The following is a 24,478-nucleotide window of genomic DNA, read 5'->3' as shown; positions in this document are numbered from 1 at the left end:
TGACCGCCACCAGCCCGAGCAGCAGCCAGCCCTCGCGGGTCAGGTACGGCCCGCGGGGGTTTCGGCCGTCGCGGTGAGCGCCGCGGCACGGGAGCGCCACGAGCAGTCGGCGACCGAGGCCCGCAGCTGCTCCGGAGTGCACCAGCCGCCCCGGGTCAGGCTCTCGCGGACCGCTTCGACGAACTCCGCGTGGCCCGCCGCCACCCGGACGCGGCCGGGGTACTTCGCCAGTTCGGCGAACTCCGTGCTGACCACGGGCAGCCCGAGCGCAAGATATTCCTTGAGCTTGACGGGGTTCGAGTGGTGAATCCATGGGTTGTCCTGCCAGGGCATGAGCGCGACGTCGAATCCGGAGCCGTATCCGGGAATGGTTTCGTACGGGCGGAAGCCCAGCCAGTACACGTTCGGGTACTTGTCGAAGCGGTCCATCGGGTGGCTCGAGTCGCCGATCAGCACCAGTGACGCCTCCGGCAGTTCGGCGGCCACGCGCTCCAGCAGCTCGAAGTCGACCACGAAGTCGTCCAGCGCACCGAAGAAGCCGATCCGGGGGCCGGGGATCCGGCGCAGGTCGGCCGGCTGCTCGGACACCGGACGCGCCCGGAAGTGCTCCACGTCCACGCCGTGGTCGAGGAAGTACGCGCGGTCGCCGGTCAGCGGGCGCTCCTCGTCGAGCAGCGCCTGGCTGACGTAGAGCACGGTGTCGGCCTCCCGCAGCAGGCCCTGCTCGAGTTCCTCGATGGTGGCGCGGTCCGCCTCCGGGAAGTCGGAGTGCCGGTCCGAGCGGTTGAACACCAGCGACCGCCTGGCCATCGGGCGCACCACGTCCCACGCGGTCGGAATGGTCACCACCAGCACGGGGGTGCGCAGGCCGAGCACCAGGCACACCGCCCGCACCTGCGCGCGCACCACGAACGCGTTGATCCGGCGCAGCAGCGGCGAGCCGTAGAACGGCAGCGGCAGCGGGGACATCACGTGGAAGTTCGGCAGCTCCGGCAGCGGTTTCCGGACCAGCATCGCCACGCTGCGCAGCTTCCGCAGGATCTTCCTGGCCACCTGGGTGCTGCGGCCGGGCGCCGGCATCCGCATGCCGATGCTGTTGACCACCAGCACCTTCCGGTGCTCGGCGACCGCCCGCATCAGCTGGAAGTCGGAATGCGCCCGGTTGTGGTACCACCAGTCCTGCGCGGAGAAGCAGACGTACCCCGCCTCCTCGCCCCGCGACGGCCAGCGGCGCCAGCGGAGGAGGTCACGCAGGGCGAGCCGGTGCTTCGGCCCGCGGCGGACGCGCAGGAGTTCGTTGAGCACCACCGGGAACCACATCGCCAGTGCGGCCAGGCGACCGGCGCGCTGGCGGCGCAGCCGCACCCGGTTCGTGGTGGCCAGCGACCACAGTTCGGGCGAGGTCGACTGCTCCCCGCCGAGGTGCGTCGCCGCGGCACGGGGTTCGAACCGGACCGCGAAGCCGGCGTCCCCGGCCCGCAGCATGTACTCGGTTTCCTCGGAGTACAGGAAAAAGCGTTCCTCGAGCCGTCCGGTCGCGGCGAGGCATTCCCGGGAGACGAGCCACGCGGCGCCGGTGGCCCAGTCGGCGGTACCGGGTTCGCGGTACCGGCTGTGCCGGACGACGAGTTCGCCGAACGCCGGGACGAGCCCGGCCCGGGTGCCGCCGAGCAGGGCTTCCCCGAGCGCACGCAGGGCCGTCGGCTTCCGGCGCAGGGAGAACGCCGGGCGGCCGATCCGGTCCAGCAGCAACGGCACCGCGATGCCGGTACCGGGCACGGTCAGCGCGTCGCGCAGGGCCCGGATCGCGCCGGGTTCGAGCCGGGTGTCCGGGTTGAGCACGAGCACGTCCGCACCTCCGGCGGCGTCGATGCCCGCGTTCACCCCGGCGGCGAAGCCGAGGTTGCCGGGCAGCCGCACGATCTCGGCTTCGGGGCAGACGGCGGTGGCCAGTTCCCGCGTGCCGTCGCCGGAATCGTTGTCCACCACGATGATCCGGGCAGTGTCGAAGCCGTCGAAGCCGTCGAAGCCGTCGAGGCCGTCGAGCGCGACCCGCACCGAGCGCAGGCACTGCTCGATCACGTCGGCGCTGTGGTAGGTCACCACCACCACGGCCAGCGGTCCGGTCATCGCCGCACCCGCCGGGTGGCGGCCCCGGCCAGCAGGCGCAGGGCGAACGGGGCGTCGTCGACGAAGTACCGGCGGGCCAGGCGCTTCGGCTCCAGCGCGAGCCGGTGCAGCCACTCGCCGCCGAGCCGCTGCAACCGCTCGGGAGCGCGGCTGAACTCCCCGGCGGCCATCGGGATGCCCGCGCCGCAGCCGACGTACCAGGCGTCCGGGTGGACCTCGCGCAACCGCCGGATCAGCTGCTCCTGCTTGGGAAAGCCCAGGCCGACCAGCACCAGGTCGGGGTTGGCGGCCTGCACCCGGTCGAGCACCTCGGCCAGCTGGGCGGGGTCGTGCTCGAAGCCGAACGCGGGGGAGTCGGTGCCGGCCACCTTCAACGCGGGGTTCCGGGCGATCAGCGCGTCGGCGGCGGCGTCGGGCACCCCCGGTTCACCGCCGAGCAGGTAGAGGGAGCGACCGGCCGCGGCCGCGGCGGCGGACAGCGAGAACACCAGCGAGGAACCGGTGACCCGCTCGGGGAGGTGGTCGCCGGCCAGCCGCGCGGCCCACACCAGCGGCATGCCGTCGGCGACGACCAGGTCGGCCTCGCCGATCAGCTCGGCCAGCTCCGGGCGGCGGGTGGCCGCCCTGGCGATGTCGACGTTCGCGGTGACGACCCAGCCGCCCGCACCCCGGGTCCAGGCCGCGCCGACCAGTTCGACGAGCTCGGTTTCGGTCAGCGGTGTTATCTCCAACACGCCGACCCTTGCTCTCTTCGGACCAATCTGGACACCGACCAGCTCAGCAGTCATGCACGCCGCCTCGAATTCCGGTAAGAGGAAGAAACGCGACCGGGTCAGAACGGGAGAAAAGCTGGTCGCGTGGAATTTAGTCGAGCCGGGCGGGAAAACGTTACAGTCGTCCGGTTACCGCAATGGAACCGGTGAGGAAGCGTTCGCGACGAGCAGTTCCGGTGGGGCCGATCCGTCGGCGGGCACGGCGAAGACGGAAGATTTCCGACCGTCACCGGCCGCTTGTCCATAGGCCAACCGGGTGGGCTCCAGCCAGACCGCCTGGTCGTCTATTCCGGTGGTGCCTGGAATGACCTGCTCGTGCTTGGTGCTCAGGTCGAGCACCGCCAGTTCCCATTGCCCGAATCGCCCGACGCGCTTTTTGTAGGCCACCTTGGTGCCATCGGGTGAAAGCGACGGGCATTCGGGTCCCGGTCGCACTTCCTGCATGGTTCGGGTGATCAGATCGCCTTTCACCAACCAGGTGCGGTTCTGGGAAGAAACCGTCGCGTAGAAGGTGCGGTCGTCCCCGGCGACGGTCACGCCCCAGTAGTTCCGGTCGGCCGAGAGCAGCGGTTCCCCGGCGACCGTGGTGTGGAAGTCCTCCAGCGATTCGACGAGCGTTCCCGTGCGCAGGTCGAGCACGCCGGTGCGGGTGGAGAAACCACCCGGTACGGCGTAGGAGTCGCCGGTGACGAACGAGGTCCACGAGACGATCTGCCCGGAGGCCGACACCCGAGCCCGGTTCGGGATGCCGGCCAGGCCGAAGGTGCGCAGGGCCCGGCCGTCCGCACCGAGCACGGCCACCTCGTAGCTGGGCCCCGGCCCGGCCAGCCGCAGGCACACCGTGGTGCCCGCGGCCGAGTAGACCCGCTGGCAGCGGTCGGCGGTGTCCTGCCGCGGCCCGCCGGGATCGGCCAGCCGCACCCGCTGCACCACGTCCCGGCCGTCGGACTGGTCGATGAACAGCAGGTCACCGGGGGTGGCCACACCGGCCTCACCCGCGCGTCCGGTGGCCGAGGTCCAGTGCACGTACCCGCCACCGCACAGCACGACCAGGACCATCGCGACGATCCCGGCCGCCACCCGGTGCTCACGCAGCCAGCGCATCGGGCCTCCGCCTCAGCAGCAGTGCCGAACCGGTCAGCACGAGCACGAACGCGACCAGCACCAGCAGCACCGCGGCCCGCGTGGTCATCGCGGCCAGCAGGAAGCCGAAGACCACCGAGGACAGCAGGCGCGCCACCGCCTGACCGGTCTGCACCACGGCCAGTCCGCTGGCGCGCAGCGCCTCGGGCACCAGCGGCCCGGCGCAGGCCATCAGCACACCGTCGGTGGCGGCGTAGAACAGGCCGTGCCCGAGCAGCGCGGCGACCAGCACCGGATAACCACCACCCGGCACCAGCAGCACCGCGTACACCCCGAGCAGCAGCACGTGCCCGCCGAAGAACACCGGCCAGCGGCCGAACCGGTCGGCGGCCAGCCCCAGCGGCACCGCCGCGGCGAGGAACACCAGCGCGGTGCCCAGCGGCAGCAGCGGCAGCAGTTCCAGCGGCACCCCGGAGGTCTTCTGCAGCACCACGAAAACGAAGGCGTCGCTGACGGTGACCAGGCCGAGCAGACCGGCCACGACGGTGATCCGGCGGATGCGGCGGTCACGCAGCAGCCCGGCGCAAGCCCGCCGGGAAACCGGGGAACGGGCCGGTTCCGGCGACGGCGGGGTGTGCTCGCGGACGAAGCTCGCCAGCACGATGCAGCCGAGCAGGGCGAAGCAGAAGCTGATCGCGAACACCGGGTCCGCGCCGGTGCCGAGTTCGGCCAGGATCCAGAAGGTGACCAGCGGGCCGAGCAGCGCGCCGACGGTGTCCATCGCCCGGTGCACGCCGAACGCGCGGCCGAGCCGACCCGGCGGGGTGGACAGCGTGATCAGCGCGTCACGCGGGGCCGTGCGCAGGCCCTTGCCTGCCCGGTCGAAGGCGAGCACCCCGCCGATGCCCGCGCCCGAAGCACCGGCCAGCGGAAACGCCAGCTTCGCCAGCGCCGACGCGCCGTACCCGGCCATGGCGACGAGTTTCGGCTTGCGCAGGCGATCGGCCACGTAGCCACCGAACAACCGCAGCATCGCCGTGGCGCCGTTGTACAGCCCGTCCAGCAGTCCGAATTGGACGTAACCGAGCTGCAGCGTGTACAGCAGGTAAACCGGGAGGAACGCGGTGACCATCTCGCTGGAGACGTCGGTGAGCAGGCTGACCGCACCCAGCGCGAACACCGTCGACGGCAGTTTCCCGCCGGTCGACGGCTGCTCGCTGGGCTGTGGTCTGTTCCGCGTAGTGAGGTACACCGGTCGGCGCCTTTCGTCCGGCTGTTGCATCGATCACCAGCGGGCCGCCGTTATCGCGCTCCAGGTCTCGGATCGGCATCCTTCGGTAACGGGCGGTCGGAAGGTCCCGATTAGCCGGGCATGCCGGTTGCGGTGATCGTCACCCACAACAGCGCCCGCGACCTCCCCGCGTTGCTCGCGGGGCTCGCCGAAGCGGACGTCCCCGCGCTGGTGGTGGACAACGATTCCGGCGACGGCACGGTCGCGGTGGCCAGGCGGGCGGGGGCGCGGGTGCTCGAAACCGGGGCCAACCTCGGCTACGCGGGGGCGCTCAACTTCGCCTGGCGCCACGTCGACGCGGACGAGGCGGTGCTGGTGCTGAACCCGGATTCCAGTGTGGACGGTGAATCGATCACCGCGCTGCGGCGGGCGCTCTCGGCCGGGGTGGGCGTGGCGGTACCGCTGATCAGGGCGGCCGACGGGGCGCTGTCCCGGTCGCGCCGGTACGAGCCGTCCCGGCGGCGCGCGCTGGTCGACGCCCTGCTCGGCGGGCGCGCGGCCTGGTTGCCCTCGGGCTGGAGCGAGACCGAATGGGCCGACAGCGCTTACCGGAGCGGGGCGGGTGATCCCGAATGGACCTGTGGGGCCGCACTGATGATCACCGCCCGTTGCCGGAAACTGGTCGGCGACTGGGACGAAAGGTTCTTCCTGTACTCCGAAGAGGTGGACTTCTTCCGCCGCGTCCGGGCCACCGGCCTGCGCACGGTTTTCGTGCCGGAGGCCACGGTGGTGCACCGCGGTGGCGGCTCGGGTTCCGGGCCCGCGCTCACCGCGCTGCTCGCGGTCAACCGCGTGCGCTACTTCGCCAAGTACCACGGCCGGTTCGCGGTCGCGGTGTTCCGCTCGCTGGTGGCGCTGCACGAACTGCTGCGGTACCGCGACGCCGGGCACCGGGCCGCGTTGCGCGCCGTGCTGGGACGGGACAGATGACCGATTTCGCCGTGCTGACCCCGAGTTACGCGCCCGACGCGGGGTTGTTCGAAGCGCTCCACCGATCCGTGCTGGCGCACACCGACGCCGTGCACCACGTGGTCGTGCCGCCGGCCGACCGCGGGCTGTTCGCGGGGTACGCGGGCCAGCGGTGTCGCGTTTGGACCTACCCGGAGCTGCTGCCGAAGCGGTACCTGGCCACGCCGAAGCCGGGCATCTGGGTCAACGCCCGGCGGCCGTGGCCCCCGGTGCGCGGCTGGGTGCTGCAGCAGGCGGTCAAACTGGCCGCCGCCGCCCGGTTCGACGCCCGCGCCGTGCTGATGGTGGACTCCGACGTGGTGCTCGTGCGCCGGACCACGGCGGGGAGCTTCGCGGTGAACGGCCGGATCGGCCTGTTCCGCGCGGACGACGCGGTGCACGCCGGCATGCCGCGGCACGTGCGCTGGCACGCCGTCGCCCGCGACCTGCTCGGCCTGCCCCCGGCGCCGGGTTTGCCGCTGCCGGACTACGTCAGCCCGTTCAACGTCTGGGAGCCGGCCGTGGTCCGGTTGCTGCAGGAGCGCGTCCAGGAGGTCAGCGGCAAGAGCTGGCTCGACCTGTTCACCGGGAGGCTGCACATCTCGGAGTTCATCCTCTACGGCGTGTTCGCCGACGAGGTGCTCGGCTCGGTCCCGCGGGTGCCGTCGGATTCGCTGTACTGCCACACGTACTGGGACACCACCCCCCTCGACGAGGCCGGTGCGCTCGCCTTCGCCGGCCGCCTCGCCCCGGACGCGCTGGCGGTGATGATCTCCGCGAAGTCGGGCACGGCTCCGGGGGTGCGGCAGGTGGCCTTGGACGCGTGCGTGGCCGCTGCGGGGTAGTCGCCTGAACGCTGAACAAGCCCGCCCTCCAGTGCTACCTTGTGGGTCACGCACGGCTTTCGCCCGGTAACCGGCGGTCGCCGATGGCCTCGGGGAGGGGACCAGCTTGAGCACGCCTGACCAACCTGGTGGCGACACCTGGTTCGACCAGGTCACCCAGTGGGCGGGAGCGGCGGAAGCCGCCGCGAACGCCCCGGCGGGTGGCTACTCGTTCGAACCCGGCCAACTGACCGAAATCGCCCGCCAGTGGGAAGAGTTGGCCGATGCCTACAAGCAGGACATGCTCGATGCCGAAGTGCTCACCCAGGCCGAAGGGCCGGGTGCCGAATACGCTTCCGGTGACAACGCTCAACTCGTACGCCAATCGGGGGAAGCGCTGCTGTCAGCGCTGCACGATCGGGTCGGCTACTGCCTCTCCCAGGCCGAGAAGTTCCGCAAAGCGGCGGGGCAGTACGCCGCGGCCGAGGCCAGCGCCGGTGACGAGATCAAGGACCAAGGAGGTTCGCTCTAGTGCGCCGACCCACTCGAAGCTTGGTCTGTGCCGTCGGCTTGGTTCTTCTGCTCGGGGCCTGTGGGGGCAACGACGTGCGCGGTAATCCGACCGTGCCCGCGGCGGATGCGGTCGAACCGTCGCAGCCACCCGCCGAATCGGACGTGCCAGCCTTCGGGGCGCCCAAGGTCGACAACCCGCTCGACACCAGCCGGTCGGAAGCGCAGCCTTGCGAAACCCTCACTGACGCCCAGATCACCGGCTTGCTCGGTACTGACACCAACAAGAGTCAGGACGGTGTTACCGGGCCGAACTGCCGGTGGCACAGCTACGGGGCGCAGAGTGCGTCCGTCGCGGTTCTTTTCCCGAAAATAACCGACATCGGGCTCAGTGGTTTCTATCGCGTCAAAGGTGACCAGTACAAGTTCTTCAAGGAGATGCCACCCGTGCGGGGCTACCCGGCGGTCGCTTGGGACACCACCGACCAAACCACCACCAGGGGCGAGTGCAACGTGGTCGCGGGTACCTCGGACCGGTCCACGGTGAACGTGACGGTGACCCTGTCACCGAAGAACGTTGGCAAGAACGACCCGTGTCAAGCCGCGCACGAGGTGCTCGGCATGGTGATCGGCAACATGCAAACGGCCAACTGAGAAAACGGTAACGAATGCCGCCCCGGCGCGACTGAACCACCGACCCGGGAATCCGCCCTGAACAGACAGGACTGGACCATGCGCGCATTCGGTTCCGAGGACTTCGCCCGTGCCTTCGAAAAGGTGGTCCGAGCCGGCGAATGGCAGGAGGAACCCCAGTACTACCCCCGCTACCAGACCCGCTACGAGGCCGTGCTGCACCGGTTCGCCGCGTTGGCGCCGAACTGGCCGGTGGACGTGCTGGAGGTCGGCGGCGGGCAGCTCGCGGCGATGGCCACCGAGCTTTGGGACGACCGCGCCACCGTCGCCGACATCACCGACGCCTGCTTCCCCACGCTGGCGGACCTCGGCATCGAGACCTTCCGGTTCAACCTCGCGCTGGACGAGAGCGGTGGCGACCGGGAGTTCGACGTGATCCTGCTGTCCGAGGTGATCGAGCACCTGCCGGTACCCGGCCACGTCGCGTTGCGGCGGCTGCGGGCGATGCTGCGCCCCGGCGGCCACCTGATCTGCACCACGCCGAACCTCTACCGGCTGCGCAACATCGTCTACCTCGCCCTCGGACGGCCCATCTTCGACCACTTCGACACCCCCGGCGACCAGGGCTGCGGCCACGTCCTGGAGTACTCCGCCGAGCACCTGCGCTGGCAGATCGAGCGCGCCGGGTTCGCCGGCATCGAACTGGAGCTGCGGGAGTTCGCGCACGTGCCGCACCGCCGCGCCGACCGCCTGCTGATGCGCGTCGGCAGGCCGCTGCTGCGCGTGCCGCGCTTCCGCGACAACCTGCTCGCCACCGCCGTGGCGCCCTGAGCAGGGGTAACGAATCCCCGTGCGCGGCGACTATCCCAGTGAAGCCTGGGCGCCCCAGGACGGCCGGTGGAGGGGTAGATGGACTTCTGGGGATTCGTTCAGCTCGCCCGCAGGCGGTGGTACGTGGTGCTGCCCGCGCTGGCGGTGGCGCTGGGGCTCACCGCGTTCACCTACCTGTCCATCCCGACGCGCTACAGCTCCTCCGGCACGCTGGTGCTGACCGCACCGTCCACCGGCGCGCGGGTGACCGCCGACCCGGCCGAGGGCTCGCTGACCAACCCGCTGCTCTCCTTCGACGGCAGCCTGGTGATCTCCGCGCAGATCGTCTCCCAGGTCCTGAACGACCCGCTGACCAAGGAACAGGTCGGCGCCGGGCCGGAATCGGGCAGCACCTACCTGGCCAACAACGGGCAGACCAACGGGCCGTTCGTCTTCGTCACCACCGAGAGCACCTCCGAGCAGGAGAGCCGCGACCTGGTGGCCCGGGTGCTGGAGCGGGCCAGGACCGAGCTGGACAACCGCCAGCGCGCGGTGCAGGCGCCGGAGTCGACCTTCATCAAGGCGCAGGAGCTGGTGCAGCCCACCCAGCCGGAACCGCTGACCGGCGGCAAGATCCGCTTCGCGGGGGCCGCGCTGGTGCTTTCGCTGCTGCTCACCCTGGCCGGCACGTTCGCCTTCGACAGCGTGGCGCGGACGATGCGGCGCCGTCGTGAAGAAGCCGCGGACGAGCCGAAGCCGCCGGCTCCCCGCACCCGCCCGCGGTCGGGGAACGGGCAACCGGACGACGACGCGACGGTGTTCATCGCCAGTGTCGGCCCCCTGCCGTCCGATCACCGACGCTGACGGGGCACGGCGTGCAGACCGCGCCCTTCGCCGGCCGGGCCGAGCCGATCTGGAAGCGGATCGACGGGGCCGGGCTGGTGTGCGTCTACCTGGCGATGCTGCTGATCATCCCGGCCCGCCTGGTGTTCTCGCGCATCCCGATGACGCTGGCGCCGACCATCGCCTTCGCCGCATTGCTCGGCGTGCTGTGGTTGTGCAGCCAGCTGGTCGACACGCTCGGCGTGGCGAAGGGGCACAACGCGCCCCGGGTCGCGCTCGCCTGCTTCCTCGCCGCGAACCTGGTCACCTACGGCATCGCCACCCGCAGGCACCTGCCCGACGACGAGCTGAACCTGGCCGACAGCGGCATGATCCGGATCACCGCGATGACCGCGCTCGGCGTGTTCGTCTGCGACACGGTGACCGTGCGCGAGCGGCTGAACCGGGTGCTGCGGGTGCTGGTCGGCGTGATCGGGGTGTGCGCGGGCATCGGGCTGGTGCAGTTCGCACTGGACATCGACCTTTCGCAGTACCTGCAGCTGCCCGGGTTGAAGGCGACCTCGGAGTACAGCAATCCGGAGCGCGCCAGCTTCCGCCGCCCGTCGGGCACGACCAACCACCCGATCGAATTCGGCGTGGTGTGCGCGCTGGCCATCCCGTTCGCCGCGCACTACCTGTTCCGCGCGATGGACCGCGGGGAACCGCGCTGGAAGTGGGCGCTGAGCCTGGCCGCGGTCGGCGGCGGCGCGCTGGTTTCGCTGTCCCGCACGGCGATCCTCAGCCTGGCGGTGGTGCTGCTGGTGGTGGTCGCCAGCGTGCGCGGCCGGCGCCGGCTGGTGGTGGCCGGGATGTCGCTCGGCTTCGCCTCGGCCGCCGTGCTGGCGGTGCCCGGCCTGTTCGGCACGCTGTACGGGCTGTTCGCCAACATCGACACCGATCCGAGCGTCACCTCGCGCACCGACGACTACGACGAGGCGTGGCGGCACATCGCGCTGCACCCGGTCGCCGGCCGCGGTTTCGGCACCTTCCTGCCGGACAAGTACCTGATCCTGGACAACCAGTACCTGATGACGTTGATCGAGAACGGCTGGCTCGGGCTGGTCACCTTCGCCGGCATGTTCGCGGTCGGGCTGTACGCGGCGGTGCGGGTGTGCGTGATCAGCCGGAACCGGGAGGTGCGCAGCCTGGCGGGGGCGATGATCTCGGCGATGCTGATCGCGTTGATCTCGGCTGCCACCTTCGACCTGCTGAGCTTCAGCGTGATCGCCGGGCTCTGCTTCTTCTCCGTCGGGCTGTGCGGCTCGCTGCTGCGCATCGCCCGTGCCGAGAACCCGCCGCCCGCCCGGGTCGGCCGGGTGACCTGGACCCAGAAACTCAGGGCGAGCCTGAAGGCGGGGGCGGAATGACCACCCAGGAGGAGGCCCCGCCGAAGGTCCGGCGGGCGCTGGTGCTGAGCCTGCTCAACACGGTGATCGCCAAGTTCGGCGGGTTCTTCGTCTCGCTGCTGCTGGCCCGGTTGCTGGCGCCGGCGGACTTCGGCGTGTTCGCGGTGGCACTGGTGGCGCTGCAGGCCGTGTTGTCGCTGAACGAGCTGGGCGTGAGCCTGGCGATCGTGCGCTGGAAGGGCGATCCGCGCGCCATCGCGCCGACGGTCACCACGATCTCCACGGTGTTCAGCGCCCTGCTGTACGCGGGTTGCTGGTTCGGCGCGCCCGCGTTCGCCGAGGCGATGGGCTCGCCGGAAGCGGTCGGGGTGCTGCGGCTGCTGTGCGTTTCGGTGTTGATCGACGGCGCCACGGCGACCGCGGTGCAGCTGGTGAACCGGGCGTTCCGGCAGGGCGCGCAGCTGGCGGCGGACGTGCTGAACCTGGTGGTCAGCTGCGGGCTGACGGTGACGCTGGCGCTCGGCGGGGCGGGGGCGTGGAGCCTGGCGTGGGGGCAGCTGGCCGGGAACGCGCTGTCGGCGTTGATGTTGCTCAAGCTGGTCGACTACTGGCCGCGGCCGGGGTTCGACCGGCGGCGGGCGCGGGAGCTGCTGGCGTTCGGCCTGCCGCTGGCGGCGGCGAGCTTCGTCGTGTTCGCCATGCTGAACGTGGACTACGTGGTGATCGGCAGGCTGCTCGACGTCACCGCGCTGGGGTTCTACGTGATCGCGTTCAACCTGTCGAGCTGGCCGGTGAACACGTTTTCGGTGGTGATGCGGCGCGTTTCGCTGGCGGCTTTCGCGCGGGTGCAAGATCAGGTTCCTTCGCGGGGTGAGGCGCTGACGCGGCTCGCGGTGCTCCTGGCGGTGCCGACCCTGCCGGTGTGCGCGGCGCTGGGGGTGCTGGCGTTGCCCGCGGTGACCACTTTGTACGGTGACAAGTGGGCGGCCGCGGCGGTGGCGGTGCAGTTCCTGGCGGTGCTCGGGGTGGTCCGGGTGTTCGCCGAGTTGTGCTACGACTTCTTGGTGGCGTTGGGGCGGTCGCGGGTTTGCCTGTGGTTGCAGTCGGGGTGGTTCCTGTCGTTGGTGGTGGCGTTGCCGGTGGGGGCGCTGGTGGGCGGCATCGCCGGGGTGGCGGCGGTGCACGCGCTGGTGGCGGCGGTGGTGGTGTTGCCCGCGTTCCTGTGGGTGGTGCGGAGGACGGGGGTTTCGCTGCGGGGGTTGGCGGTCGCGTTGTGGCGGCCGGTGGTGGGGGTGGGGGTCATGGTGGCGGTGATGGCGGGGGTGCGGGTTCTGGTGGCGCCTTCCGCTGTGCAGTTGTTCTTGGGGGTCGGGTTGGGGTTGCTGGGTTACGTGCCGTTCGTGTGGCCGTTGCGGGGGCGGTTGCGTGAGTTGAGGTGAGCCACCACAGCTCGTCCAGGGTGGCGAGGTGCTGGCGGGAGGCTTCGCCCGGGGGGGGCGGTATTTGGCAGCGTGGGGGATCCATCCCGGTGTTTCATTGTGACTACGGCGAAGACCCCTTTGTCAAGGCGGGAAAGATGCCTTGACAAAGGGGTCTTCGCCGTGTTCTTGGCTTTGGGCCGGGATGGGGGAGGGGTGGATGGGTGGGTGGCCGGGTTTCGTTGCCGGCTGCGCGGCTTTGGGGGCGTTGCTTCTGGCTGCGGTTTTGGTGATGTTGTTTTTGGCTGTGGTGTTGGTGGGGTAGTTTTGCCTGCGGTTTTGGTGGTGTTTGTTTTGGTTGCGGTGTTGGTGGTGTTGTTTGGCTGCGGTGTTGGTGGTGTTGTTTTAGTTCGGTTTGGGGGTATTCTTCTTGCTGCGGATTTAGGGTTGCGGGTTTTGGGGTGTGGTTGCTGGCTGCGGTTTGGTGGGTGGATGGATGGATGGGTGGGTGGGTGGGTGTGTTGTCGGCTGCGATTTTGGGGGCTTGTTGCTGGGCTCGTTGGTCAGTGCTTGATGGCGTAGACGTGGTAGGTGTGTTCGGCGGGGAAGGTGTCGGTGAGGGTGCCGTTCACCAGGGGGATGGTGCGGTCCTCGAACAGGACGGTGGCCTCGCCGGTGAGGCCGGTCGGGAGGGTGAGGGTCTGCGGACCCGGCGTGGTGCCCCGCTTCGGCATGGCGAAGATGTACGTGGAGCCGTTGTGCCGCTTGAACATGGTGTCCAGGTCCGGGTTGAACAGGTGTACCAGCGACTGGGTGTTCAACACGGGCGCCAGTTCGGTCACCTGTTTGTTCACCGTGGTCACCGCCGGGCGGATCGCGGCACCGCAAGCGTCGCGCAGAACGTGTTGTGAGACGCAATCGCCGCCGAAGTTGTGGTTGAAGTAGATGATGCCCCGCGCCTCGTGGATCAGGGAGTTGAACACCGCGCCCGCCAGCTGCTCACCGGTGATGGTGGGGGCGTCCGGCTCGGTGAACGGGTGGCCGTTCTCGATCAGGGCGTAGATGGGCTGCAGTTTTCCGTCGGCCAGGTCGAGGGAGCGCATCCGGTCCACGATCCGGCCGTAGTTCGCCGCCGTCCGGCACTGGTGCGCGGGCACACCCATCGACGGGCCTTCCGAGGGCGAACCGCAGATGTTCGGGTCGGTGTACCAGTAGAGGTCCGCCGAGACCGCGTTGGTGTAGTCGTTGACGAACGGGGCCGCCTGCTCGTCGGTTTCCCAGAACATCACGCCCTTGCCGAAGTTCGCGTAGCGCAGGCGGCCGTCGTCGGCGGGCAACTTGTCCGACAGGGTTCGCAAGACGGTGTAGCCGCACGGGTCACCGCCGACGCAGACCTCGCCCTTGCCCGGTGCGTTCCCGGTCCACGCGCCGTGGCCGGGGCCCGCCCACATGTCGGGTTCGTCGGTCAGGGTCCAGCCGACCGTTTCGGCACCGGCCTCGGGATGGGGGCCGCTCGGGAAGGCGTGCATGCCCGCCGCCCGGATCAGCGGCAGCGAGCTGTTCGACGTCAGTTCGAAGTAGGTGTTGATGCCCGCGGCCTTGTCCAGCTCGGTGTCCTTCGGCTCCAGCACCGATTCGAACCACACCCCGATCGGGAAGAACGCCGGATCCGTCCAGCCCGCGTCGGCGGCCCTGCCGAAGGCGGAGTAGTACGCCGGGCCGCCCTCCCACGGCACCGCGGCGTGGTTCGCCGGGAGCGGGCTGCTGGTGGTCACCGGTGGCGGGGGCTGGGTCGGTGCGGCAGGCGCGCACGCGAGCGTGACCAGCACGGACCCCGACAGCGCCGCCTGCCGCACGCCCCTCATGCCGTGCGCCGCCGCAGGCCGCGGCCGTCGTCGCGGTGGTCGTAGACCGACTGGCAGCCGGCGCAGCTGAGCTCGGCGTCCAGCGGCTCACCGCATTCGCACACCCAGCCCTTCTGCCGGGCCGGGTTCCCGGCGACGAAGGCGTGCGCGGGCACGTCGCGCGCCACCACCGCACCGGCCGCGGCGAACGAGTGCTCGCCGATCTCCGTGCCGCACACCACCACCACCCCGGCACCGAGCGTCGCGCCCCGGCGGACCTTGGTCAGCAGCAGCGCGTCCGGCCCTCGCTTGAGGTGCGCCCGTGGCCGGAGGTCGTTGGTGAACACCACGTTCGGCCCGAGGAACACGTCGTTCTCACAGGTCACCCCGCGGAAGACGAGGGTCGAGTTCTTCACCGTCACGTTGTCGCCCAGCACCGCGCCGTCCTCGACGAACGCGCCGTCGCAGATGTTGCAGTCCCGCCCGATCCTCGCCCCCGGCAGCACGTGCGCGAACGCCCACACCCTGGTCCCCGCCCCGACCTGGTCGCTCTCGCACAAACCCCGCGGGTGCACCCTGACCTCGGTCATCGAACCGCCTCCATCAGCACTTCCACCACTTGTTCCTGTTGCGCCGCGGTGATCTCCGGGAACAACGGGATGGACAACAACCGCCCGGCCAGCCGCTCGGTGACCGGGAAATCGCCCGGCTGGTGGCCGAGCGAAGCGAAGGCGGGCGTCCGGTGCACCGGCGTCGGGTAGTGGACGCCCGCGCCGATTCCGTTGGCCTGCAGGTGCGCCAGGACGCGGTCGCGTTCCGGCACGCGCAGCACGTACAGGTGCCACACCGGTTCGTTGCCCGGCAGCACTTCCGGCAACTCGACGCCGGGCACCCCGGCCAGCAGCGCCGAGTAGCGGGCGGCGGCCTCGCGCCGGGCCGCGTTCCAGTCGGCGAGGCGGCGCAGTTTCGCCGACAGCACCACGGCCTGCAGGGTGTCCAGCCGGCTGTTGAAGCCCAGCGTGGTGTGCTCGTACTTCCGCGGTGAACCGTGCTCGCGCAGCAACCGCACCCGCTCGTCGATCCCGGCGTCCCGCGTCAGCACGGCCCCGCCGTCACCGTAGGCACCGAGGTTCTTGCCGGGGTAGAAGCTGGTGGCCGCGACGTCGCCGAGGCCACCGGCGGCCACGCCGTGGCGCCGGGCGCCCTGCGCCTGCGCGGCGTCCTCCACCACAAAAGCCCCGGCCGACCGCGCGATCGGCAGGATCCGCTCGACCGCCGCGGTCTGCCCGTACAGGTGCACCGGCAGGATCGCCCTGGTCCGCGGGGTGATCCGCTCGGCGAGCAGCGCGGGGTCGAGCAACGCGGTCGCCTCGTCGACGTCCACCAGCACCGGGGTGGCGCCGGTGCGCGCCACCGCTTCGGCGGTCGCGATGAAGGTGTTCGCCGGGAGCACGCATTCGTCACCGGGACCGACACCCAGCGCGCGCAACGCCAGCTCGATGGCGTCCGTGCCGTTCCCGACCCCGGCGCAGTGCTCCACCCCGGAGAACTCGGCGAACTCGGCCTCGAACGCGGCGACCTGCGGTCCGCCGACGAACGCGGTGGCCTTGAGCACCGCGGCCCAGCCGTCGGCGACCTCGTCGGCCACCTGCCGGTGCTGCGCGGCGAGGTCGACCAGGGGAATTCCGCTCATCGTGCTGCCCTCTCCCGAGAAAGAACCGGATTGGCGTTGGCGTCGTCGGTGCGGGCCGTGCCACGCAGGCCCTGGTACTTGCGGTGCAGCTTGTAACCGAGCAGCCCGGCGGCGCTGCGGGCGGCGTCGGTGGCGAGCGGCGCGAGCGGCCCGTACCTGGCGGCGGTGTACTCGCGTTCCAGCAGTTCGGCCGCACCCCGCAGGCTGAACCGGCTCAGCACCAGTTCACGGGAGAACGCGCCGAGTTCGGTGCGCAGGTCGGGGTCGCCGAGCAGGAAGTCGAGCGCGTCGCGCAGCGCGGGTACCCCCGAACCCCGCTCGCCGGGCCCCTGCCCGTACCAGCCGGCGGACAGGAAGCGCGGGGCCGTGTGCCGGGTCAGCAACTCGCTGTACCCGCGTTCGCCGACCACCACCAGCGGCTTGCCGAACGCCATGCCGCGCAGGGCCGAACCGCCCTGCCCGACCAGCACGTCGGCGGCGGCGTAGGCGGGCCGCGGATCGGCGATCTCGCCGGTGAGCACCACCACGCGGGCCCCGGCCCGCTCGTTCGCCCTGGCCGCGTGCGCCTCGACCTCGGCGCGGCTGCGGCCGTCCCCGACGATCACCAGCTGCACCTCGCGGCCCGCGGTGGCCAGTTCCCCGACCGCGTCGCAGGCGGCGAGCAGCCCTTCCAGCTTCAACTCCGGCACCAGGCGGCACACCATCGCCACCAGCGGCACCGCCGGATCCAGCCCGTGCTCCTCGCGGAACGACGTGGGCACGCCGGGGTGGTCGGCATCGGTGTCGACGGGTGGTTCGAGCAGGGTGACGCGCCGGTGCCCGGCAGCCAGCGCGGTGGCCCGGATCTCCTCGGTGCCGACGGTCAGCGGCACCGAGCGCGGGAAGAACGGCACCACGGACATCGACATCACGGTGCCGACCACCGCGGTGTCCCGCCGTCGCAGGGTGGCGGCGACCGCCTCCAGCACCGGGGGCCATTCGTGCCCGTGCACCACGTCGATGCCCAGTTCGTCGACCAGCCCGCCGATCCGCCGCGCCACCCCGGCCGACGGACGGCGCCGGTGCGACGGGAGCTCCACGTGCGGCAGGCCCAGTTCGTGCACCTGCGCCACCAGCGGTCCCGGTTCGGACAGCACGGTCACCTCGTGCCCGAGGTCCCGCACGGCTCCGGCCAGCTGCAGGGCGTTGAGCTGCGCGCCGCCGATCTCCATGGCGTGCGGGTAGACGAGCACCTTCACCGTTCCCCCAGTGGTCTCGCCGGAACCCCGGCCCATCGCTGCCCGGCGGGCACGTCCTCGAGCACCACCGAACCCATGCCGATCACCGCGCCTTCGCCGACCTTGGTGAACTCCCGGACCAGCGCACCCTGCCCGACGTACGCGCACTGTCCGATGTGGACACCACCGGCGAGCGTGGCCCTGGCGGCGAAGCACGCGTAGTCGCTGACGTCGTCGTCGTGCGTGAACACCACGTGCGGCATGGCCAGCACGTGCCGGCCGATCCGCTGGGGCGCGGTCACCACCACGCCCGCGAACAGGATCGAGCCGGCGCCGACCTCGGTGCCGGGGGCCAGCGAAGCGGCCGGGTGCACCACGGTGGCGTACCGCTCCTCGGGCAGGCCCAGCCGGTGGACGAGGTCCCGGCGCACGAACGGGGTGCGGACGTTGGCCACGCAGATCACCACCGCCGCGTCGGTCATTTCGTGCACCAGGGTGGACGGTCCGAGCACGGGCAGCCCGTCGATCTCGGTGTGCTGCCTGGCGGGGTCGTCGTCGAGCGCGCCGATCGGCTCCCAGCCGGCACCGGCCCGCACCGCGGCGAGCGTCTCGCGGGCGAGCCCACCGGCCCCGACCAGCAGCAGCGGGCGGCTCACCGCGTCACCGCCGGGCTGAGCGCGGCAGCCAGCACGTCGACGATGTGCCGCTGGTCGTCGACGGTCAATTCGTGGTGCAGCGGCAGGATCACCGAATGGTTGGTCAGCCGCTCGGTGACCGGCAGCGCGACGTGCGCGTGCCCGGCGTACGCCGGTTCCAGGTGCGACGCCATGATGCCGCGGCGGGCGGACACCCCGGCTTCGGCGAGCGTGGTGAGCAGCGCGTTGCGGTCGACGTGCTCGTCGAGCAGCACCCAGAACGACTGGTAGTTCGTCCGGCCGTACGAGGGGTCGCGCACCGGCCGCACACCGGTCAGCCCGGCGAGCAGTTCGTGGTAGCGCGCCGCCATCGACCGGCGTTGCGCGACCAGCGGGCCCAGCCGGTCCAGCTGCACCAGGCCCATCGCCGCCTGGAGGTCGGTCATCCGGTAGTTGAACGCGGTCTCGGTGTACTGCTCGACGATCGCGGTCCCGGCCGCGTGCCGGTCGGCGGCCGACACGCTCATGCCGTGCTCGCGCAGCCGCCGCAGCCGGGCGGCCAGTTCGGCGTCGTCGGTGGTGAGCATGCCGCCTTCGCCGGTGGTCAGCAGCTTGCGCGGGTGGAACGACCACGCCGCCAGCGGGGCGCCCGCCCCGACGTGCCGGCCGAGGTAGGCCGACCCGGCCGCGCAGGCGGCGTCCTCCAGCACCGGGAGGTGCCCGCACAACCGGCGCAGGGCGTCCACGTCGGCGGGCACCCCGCCCTGGTGCACCACGAGCACGGCCTTGGTGCGCGTGGTCAGCACCTCGTCCACGGTCGCCGGGGTCAGGTTGCCGGTCAGCTCGTCGACGTCGGCGAAGACCGGGGTGGCCCCGCAGTAGCGCACGGCGTTGGCGGTGGCGATGAAGCTGAACGACGGCACCACCACCTCGTCACCGGGGCCGACGCCGAGCACGTGCAGCGCCAGGTGCAGGGCCGTGGTGCACGAGGAAACCGCCACCCCGTGGGCCGCCCCGGCCCGCGCGGCGAACGCCCGCTCGAACTCGGCGACCCTGGGGCCCTGGGCGATCCAGCCGGAGCGGACGACCGCCGCCACGGCGTCGGCCTCCTCGTCCCCCAGCATCGGCCGCATCACCGGAATCACGTGGTTCCCTCCCTGTTTTCCAGCAGGTTGACCAGTCTGGCCGCCCGCGCGGCCCACGAGTGCTCGCGGGCGAACGCCCGCCGCGCCGCCACCCGTGCCGGGTCGGGCGCCCCCGCCAGCGCGTCCAGCACGCCGAGCGCGAACGAGTCGGCGTCGCCGGTGATCTCCAGTTCCCGGAACTCGCCCTGCAACCGGCGGCTGGCAGGCAGGTCCGTGCTCACCACGGGCAGCCCGGCAGCCAGGTACTCCAGCGTTTTCAGCGGGAACGAGGCCCGGTTGAACGCGGTGTCGGCGTACGGGGTGAGCCCGACGCCGAACCGGGCCAGGCAGGGCAGCAGCCGCTCGAACGGCACCGGCCCGGTGTGGTGCACGTTGTCCCGCGCCAGCAGCGCGTCCACGCGGTCCGGTTGCCACCCCGGGTCCCGCGGGCCGACCAGCAGCAGGCCGACGCCGGTGTCCGCGACGGCCTCCAGCAACCGCGGGTCGATCCGGTCGGACAGCTGCCCGCACAGCCCGGCGACCTTGTCCGGGAAGCCCGGCGGCAGCTCGATCGGCGTCACCGCGTCGATCCCGGCGTAGGCATCGGGATCGACGCCGTTCGGGAAGACCACCGGGGCCGCGTCCCGCCAGCGCGCGGCCAGTTCGGGACCGACCGCGAGCACCAGGTCCGCCCTGGCCAGGTTCCGCCGCTCACCGGCGACGACCTGCCGGACGTCCATCCGCATCAGCTCGGCACCGGCCACCCAGTCGTCGGTGCCGTACAGCACGTTCGCCACGCCCTCGCCCCACCGGCCGAGCACGTCGTGCGTGGAGCAGGCGATCACCGTCGTCGGCCACCGGCGCAGTTCCCGCAGCGCGCGGCGGAGCTGCGCCCGCACCATCGGCCAGGTCGCCGCCCGCACCATCGGCCGGGACAGGCCCGGCAGGGCGACCGGGGTCAGCCGGGTCAGCCGGTCGGAAACCGGCCGTGACCGCGATCGCCACTGCCTGCCCGCCCCGGCCAGCCCGCGGTAGCGCGCGGGTGTGACCGGGGAGACCGGCGGGTCCACCCACAGCACGTCGGTGTGCGCGGTCAGCGCCTCGGCGAGCTGCCGTTCGGACCCCTTGACCCCGTCCCAGGGCACCCCCGAGACGACGACGGTCAGCGGCCGGGTCACGGCGCCGGCTGCCAGACGACGTCGACCCAGTAGTTCGCCCCGCGGAAGGACGACTGCGGGAAGCCCGGCCCGACGTGGTACACGCCGTTCGGGGTGTACCCGCCGGTCGCCCCCGCGGACAGCGGGGTACTGGTCACGGCGGTGCGTTCGAAGTAGCTCCCGTCCGCCGAGTAGTGCCCGTTGGGCGCGGTGTACGAGGCGATGTAGGCGGCACCGGCCTGGATGCTCACCGGTGTGGTGAACAACAGCGTCTGCCAGCCCGTCGCGGTCTCGTTGACGAAGGTGCCGCCGGCCAGCAGTTCGCCGTCCGCGGTCCACAGGCTGCCGGTGTGCGTGCCGGTGTTGCCGGGGCCCTTGTAGAACTTGACCCCGGTCACCGTGCCCGCCACCGACGAGCTGAACCGGACGCCCAGTTCGTACGAGCCGCCGTCGTTCTCCGCCGCCACCGTCGGCACGGTCGCCGCCGAGAACAGCGAGCACGGGCACATCGGTGTGGTCGTGGTGGTGAACGACCAGGTGGCGGGCGAGGGCATGGCGTTGCCGTTGGCGTCGGCCACCTTCAGGTTCGCCGTGTAGGTGGTGCCGGGTGCCAGCCGGGCCGACGGGGTCCAGGTGACCGTCTTCTGGTCGGCGGACAGCGCCGCCGTGCCGGTCAGCTTCGCCAGGCCGGGGTCCTGCAGGGTGAACTGCACGCTGGACGGGTCGACCGGCTCGCTGAAGGTGGCGCTGACGGCCGAGGCCAGCGGCACGTTCGTGGCGGCCGACGCCGGGGTGCGGCCGGTCACCGCCGGTGGGGTGGTGTCGCCGTTGAGCCCGTTCTGGAACACCACGTCGACCCAGTAGTTCGTGGCTCCCCAGGAACTCTGCGGGAAGCCGCCACCGGCGCCGTAGCGGTAGACGCCGTTGCCGCCGTCGATCCCCTCCGCCAGCGCGCGGATGCCGCCGTAGTCGGCGCCGGTGTCGCGGAAGTAGGCGTTGTCCCCGGCGTAGTGGCCGTTGGGCGCGTAGTACGAGACCACGTACGTGGTGTTCGCCTGCACCTCGACCGGTGAGCTGAACATCAGCGTCTGCCAGCCGACCGCGCTTTCGTTGACGAACGTGCCGGTCCGCAGCGGTTGCCCGGCGGCGTTCCACAGCGTGCCGGTGTGCGTGCCGGTGTTGCCGGGGCCCTTGTAGAACCGCACGCCGAGCACGTTGCCCTTGCCGTCGAAGCGCACCTTCGTGCCCAGCTCCACCGGCGCGCCGTCGTGCGGATCGGCCTTGTTCGCCGGGTGCGTGAAGTCGTCCCAGACCGTGCACGGGCACGCGGCCGGGCGCGGTGACCCGGTGGTGAACTGCCACTGCACCGGCTGGGCCGCGTTGCCCGAGGCGTCCGAACCCCGCACGGTCGCGGTGTAGACGGTGTTGGCGTCCAGCGCCAGCTGCGGGGTGAAGCTCACCTTGCCGCCGGCGGTGGACACCGTGCCCGGCTCGCTGCCGCCGGGATAGGTCAGGGTGAACTGCACCGTGCTCGGCGCCAGGTTCTCGTCGAAGGTCACCGAGACCGGCGGGCTCGCCGTCTGCACCGAGGTCTCGCCCGCCACCGGGGCGGTGGACAGCAGCATCGGCGCGCGGGTGTCCGGGCCGGGGTCGAGCGCCCACACCACGTCCACCCAGTAGTTGGTGTCCTGGTAGCTGGACTGCGGGAAGCCGGGACCGCCGCCCTTGAACACCCCGTTCGCGCCGTCCACCCCGCTCTTCAGCGCGGTCAGCGGGTCCATTGCGACGGCGTTGTTCGTGAAGGTGAAGTTGTCCGCGCTGTACCGGCCGTTCGGCGCGTAGTAGGAGGCCACGTAGGTGACCCCGGCGGTGACCGGCACCGAGGCCGGCAGCGTCAGCGTCTGCCAGCCGGTGGCCGTCTCGCCGGTGAACGTGCCGGTGCCCAGCAGCCGCCCGTCCGCGGTCCACAGGCTGCCGGTGTGCGTGCCGGTGTTGCCCGGTCCCTTGTAGAACTTGATGCCGCGCACGTACCCGTCGGCGGCGGCCCGCCACTTCACCCCGACCTCGATCGGCCCGGCGTCGTTCGCCGCCGGGGTGGCCGGGACCATCTGCGGGGTCCAGATGCTGCACGGGCAGGTGCGCGGGTTCACCGTGACCACCCTGGACACCGGGGCGGACAGGTTCGCCGAGTCGTCCACCGCCCGCACCTTGACCGTCGGTGTGCCCGAGGTGGCCGGGGTGTACTTGTACTGCCAGGTCGTGGTGCCCGCGGTCCACAGGCCGGGGTGCCAGGTGGCGCCGTCGTCCACCGAGACCTCCACGCCGGCCACCTTGCCCGCGGCGTCGGTGACCGTGCCGGAGACGGTGTAGTCGGTGCCGACCGTGGTCGGCGGCGCGCTGGTGATGGCCACCACCGGGGCGGCCGCGTCGGTGCTCGCGGTGGCGTGCACCAGGCCGGCCATCAGCGTGGTCGGCGGCACGCCCATGTCGGCCAGCAGGTTCACGGTGGCCTGCTGGATGGCCGGGTCGGCGGTCTGGTCGTGCTCGGGAAAGGCGTGCTCGTTGTCCAGGCCCCAGGCCCACTGCACGGTCCCGGCGCCGAACACCAGCGAGCCGCCGGGGTGCCGGTACAGCGTCAGCGCGTGTGTTCTGGTGCCGGAGCCGTACTCGTCGCCCTCGTTCTGCAGCACCCAGAACCCGTCCATGGTCACCGTGGTGCGTGAGAGCTGGGCTGTGCCGGGCGGGGTGAACCCGTTGTCCTCCACCGAGTTCCACTCGTAGCCGAGCGTGCCCGGTTTGAAGGTGTACACGTCACCGGCGGGTTTCTGGGCCACCGCGGTGTTGCGCCACAGCCGCATCTTGCCGTACGCCGAGGGCACGGTGAGCGCGTCCTCGCGCTTGCCGTTGACGGTGAAGATGTTGCCCAGCAACGCGTTCTCCGGCCTGCCGCCGTCCGACGGCGGGCTGAGGCGGGCGTCGCGCCAGGTGCCGGTCCACTCCGGGTGCGGGTCGATCTTGCGGTCGTGCTTGGTTTCCTTGTAGCAGACCACGGTGCGCCAGTCGGTCTGCGGCCCGGCGATGCTCGGCTCCCAGCGGGTCTTCCAGAACACCTCGTTGCCGGTCATGAAGGCCAGGTGCACCCCGGCGTCGCGGGCGGCCTCCACGTTGGACCGCTGCTCGTTCGACCAGTACTCGTCGTGGCCGACGGCCATGAACACCTTGTGGTTCCGGATCAGCTGCCCGCGCCGGGCGCTGTCCACATCGGTGCTGTAGCTCAGGTCGTACCCGTTGCGCTCCAGGAACTTCAGCATCGGGTACTCGGCGTTGAAGATGAAGTTCTCGTCGCCCTGGCCGTAGAGCGGGCGGTTGTAGCTGACCTTGTACGCCGAACCCTGCGGGCCGGGGCCGGTCGGGTTCGCCGGCTGGCCGGGGCCCGGCTCGCCGTAGGTGGTGTAGTACAGGCTGTTGCCCGCGCGGTTCGGTCCGTTGCCGTAGGTGTTGTACGCCTGCCAGGTCGAGTCCGAGGTCTGGAACAGGATCTTCGAGGTGCTCGCGTCGTCGCGGACGACGAAGGCGATCTCGTTGCCCGGCGGAGCGCTCGCCAGCTCCTCGGGCGTCAGGTTCGACCGTCGCAATACGGCGTAATACAGCCCCGAAGTGGCGTTCGCGGGCACGGTCCAGGTCACCGAAGGCGCCCAGTTCCCGCAGTCGAGCAGGCCGGTGTGGTCGGTCAGGCAGGCCGGTTGCGACTGGCTGGTGTTCCGGGTGGCGGTGCCCAGGTACCGTGCCCCCTTGCCCTGGTACCAGCCGAGGCGGTAGATCGTCACGGTGTAACCGGGCGCGCTGGTCTTGACCTTGAAGGTGACCGTGGAGCCGGGGGTGGCGCTGATGTCGGTGGTGAACCCGGCGATGGTGTCGTCGAAGTTCTCCACCTGCCAGTCGTCGGTGCCGGCGGCCTCGTTCTCGCAGGCGATCCGGTTGGCGCAGGCGGCCCGGGCGACGGCGGAACCGAACTGCGCCGGGACGGCCACCAGGCAACCCGCGAGCACGAACAACGCGACCGCGAAGAACAACGGGCGCGCCCCTTTTCTCTCCCCCTGGCTCGAATGGGCGTGCATGGTCCAGCCTTCCGTTCCGAGGGAGGTCACCGGCACCGGGAA

General features: G+C 71.3%; 20 protein-coding genes. 8 read left to right on the top strand and 12 right to left on the bottom strand.

The window, feature by feature from the left end:
- Window positions 1-39: 39 nt before the first annotated feature.
- From AC07EG_RS13425 to AC07EG_RS13410, 4 genes are all read right to left on the bottom strand, one after another.
- Entirely contained in the window at window positions 40-2,130 is a 2,091-nt protein-coding gene (locus AC07EG_RS13425) for a glycosyltransferase (protein ID WP_478253347.1), read from the bottom strand.
- On the bottom strand, window positions 2,127-2,864 hold the full coding sequence (locus AC07EG_RS13420; RefSeq protein WP_478253346.1) for a WecB/TagA/CpsF family glycosyltransferase: 738 nt from the start codon (window positions 2,862-2,864) through the stop codon (window positions 2,127-2,129). Before AC07EG_RS13420 ends, AC07EG_RS13425 begins: the two co-directional genes overlap by 4 nt.
- 168 nt (window positions 2,865-3,032) lie before the next feature.
- Window positions 3,033-4,007 (bottom strand): TolB-like translocation protein, encoded by a 975-nt coding sequence (locus AC07EG_RS13415; RefSeq protein ID WP_478253345.1) that lies wholly within the window; start codon window positions 4,005-4,007, stop codon window positions 3,033-3,035.
- Window positions 3,991-5,238 carry an MFS transporter gene (locus AC07EG_RS13410; protein WP_478253344.1) on the bottom strand — a complete coding sequence of 416 codons (1,248 nt, stop codon included), beginning with the start codon at window positions 5,236-5,238 and terminating at the stop codon, window positions 3,991-3,993. The genes AC07EG_RS13415 and AC07EG_RS13410 overlap by 17 nt, the downstream gene beginning before the upstream one ends.
- Window positions 5,239-5,358: 120 nt before the next feature.
- Between AC07EG_RS13410 and AC07EG_RS13405 the strand changes: the two genes are divergently transcribed.
- The 8 genes from AC07EG_RS13405 to AC07EG_RS13370 all read left to right on the top strand — a co-directional run bounded on the left by AC07EG_RS13405 (window position 5,359) and on the right by AC07EG_RS13370 (window position 12,669).
- Entirely contained in the window at window positions 5,359-6,207 is an 849-nt protein-coding gene (locus AC07EG_RS13405) for a glycosyltransferase (RefSeq protein WP_478253343.1), read from the top strand.
- A complete protein-coding gene (locus AC07EG_RS13400) occupies window positions 6,204-7,070 on the top strand; it encodes a DUF6492 family protein (protein WP_478253342.1) in 867 nt (288 codons plus the stop codon). The genes AC07EG_RS13405 and AC07EG_RS13400 overlap by 4 nt, the downstream gene beginning before the upstream one ends.
- Window positions 7,071-7,176: 106 nt before the next feature.
- On the top strand, window positions 7,177-7,581 hold the full coding sequence (locus AC07EG_RS13395) for a hypothetical protein (protein ID WP_478253341.1): 405 nt from the start codon (window positions 7,177-7,179) through the stop codon (window positions 7,579-7,581).
- Window positions 7,582-7,601: 20 nt separating this feature from the next.
- Complete coding sequence (locus AC07EG_RS13390) at window positions 7,602-8,213, top strand: DUF3558 domain-containing protein (RefSeq protein ID WP_478253340.1); 612 nt, start codon at window positions 7,602-7,604, stop codon at window positions 8,211-8,213.
- A 78-nt stretch (window positions 8,214-8,291) separates the two neighbouring features.
- Window positions 8,292-9,023, top strand: coding sequence for a class I SAM-dependent methyltransferase (locus AC07EG_RS13385; protein ID WP_478253339.1), 732 nt, complete (start codon window positions 8,292-8,294; stop codon window positions 9,021-9,023).
- 78 nt (window positions 9,024-9,101) lie between these two features.
- Entirely contained in the window at window positions 9,102-9,866 is a 765-nt protein-coding gene (locus tag AC07EG_RS13380) for a YveK family protein (protein ID WP_478253338.1), read from the top strand.
- 11 nt (window positions 9,867-9,877) lie between these two features.
- Complete coding sequence (locus tag AC07EG_RS13375; RefSeq protein ID WP_478253337.1) at window positions 9,878-11,251, top strand: O-antigen ligase family protein; 1,374 nt, start codon at window positions 9,878-9,880, stop codon at window positions 11,249-11,251.
- A complete protein-coding gene (locus AC07EG_RS13370; RefSeq protein WP_478253336.1) occupies window positions 11,248-12,669 on the top strand; it encodes an oligosaccharide flippase family protein in 1,422 nt (473 codons plus the stop codon). Before AC07EG_RS13375 ends, AC07EG_RS13370 begins: the two co-directional genes overlap by 4 nt.
- Before the next feature lie 542 nt (window positions 12,670-13,211).
- On the opposite strand, the gene AC07EG_RS13365 is transcribed toward AC07EG_RS13370, so the two are convergent.
- Genes AC07EG_RS13365 through AC07EG_RS13330 form a run of 8 tightly spaced genes read right to left on the bottom strand, consistent with a single transcriptional unit; the run spans window position 13,212 to window position 24,436 of the window.
- Window positions 13,212-14,513, bottom strand: coding sequence for a hypothetical protein (locus AC07EG_RS13365; RefSeq protein ID WP_478253335.1), 1,302 nt, complete (start codon window positions 14,511-14,513; stop codon window positions 13,212-13,214).
- Window positions 14,510-15,082 carry an acyltransferase gene (locus AC07EG_RS13360; protein WP_478253334.1) on the bottom strand — a complete coding sequence of 191 codons (573 nt, stop codon included), beginning with the start codon at window positions 15,080-15,082 and terminating at the stop codon, window positions 14,510-14,512. The genes AC07EG_RS13365 and AC07EG_RS13360 overlap by 4 nt, the downstream gene beginning before the upstream one ends.
- Window positions 15,079-16,185 carry a DegT/DnrJ/EryC1/StrS family aminotransferase gene (locus AC07EG_RS13355; protein WP_478253333.1) on the bottom strand — a complete coding sequence of 369 codons (1,107 nt, stop codon included), beginning with the start codon at window positions 16,183-16,185 and terminating at the stop codon, window positions 15,079-15,081. The genes AC07EG_RS13360 and AC07EG_RS13355 overlap by 4 nt, the downstream gene beginning before the upstream one ends.
- Window positions 16,182-17,423 carry a glycosyltransferase family 4 protein gene (locus AC07EG_RS13350; RefSeq protein WP_478253332.1) on the bottom strand — a complete coding sequence of 414 codons (1,242 nt, stop codon included), beginning with the start codon at window positions 17,421-17,423 and terminating at the stop codon, window positions 16,182-16,184. The genes AC07EG_RS13355 and AC07EG_RS13350 overlap by 4 nt, the downstream gene beginning before the upstream one ends.
- Window positions 17,420-18,058, bottom strand: coding sequence for a NeuD/PglB/VioB family sugar acetyltransferase (locus tag AC07EG_RS13345; protein ID WP_478253331.1), 639 nt, complete (start codon window positions 18,056-18,058; stop codon window positions 17,420-17,422). The genes AC07EG_RS13350 and AC07EG_RS13345 overlap by 4 nt, the downstream gene beginning before the upstream one ends.
- Window positions 18,055-19,182, bottom strand: a complete 1,128-nt coding sequence (locus AC07EG_RS13340) for a DegT/DnrJ/EryC1/StrS family aminotransferase (protein WP_478253330.1) — start codon at window positions 19,180-19,182, stop codon at window positions 18,055-18,057. Before AC07EG_RS13340 ends, AC07EG_RS13345 begins: the two co-directional genes overlap by 4 nt.
- The gene (locus tag AC07EG_RS13335) at window positions 19,179-20,339 is read right to left on the bottom strand and encodes a glycosyltransferase (protein ID WP_478253329.1); all 1,161 of its coding nucleotides are present in this window, start codon (window positions 20,337-20,339) and stop codon (window positions 19,179-19,181) included. The genes AC07EG_RS13340 and AC07EG_RS13335 overlap by 4 nt, the downstream gene beginning before the upstream one ends.
- Window positions 20,336-24,436 carry a DUF4082 domain-containing protein gene (locus AC07EG_RS13330; protein WP_478253328.1) on the bottom strand — a complete coding sequence of 1,367 codons (4,101 nt, stop codon included), beginning with the start codon at window positions 24,434-24,436 and terminating at the stop codon, window positions 20,336-20,338. Before AC07EG_RS13330 ends, AC07EG_RS13335 begins: the two co-directional genes overlap by 4 nt.
- Between the last annotated feature and the right edge of the window lie 42 nt (window positions 24,437-24,478).

The sequence above is a fragment of the Amycolatopsis sp. NPDC045836 genome, assembly GCF_056431745.1.
This window is presented reverse-complemented; position numbering and strand designations above follow the sequence as displayed.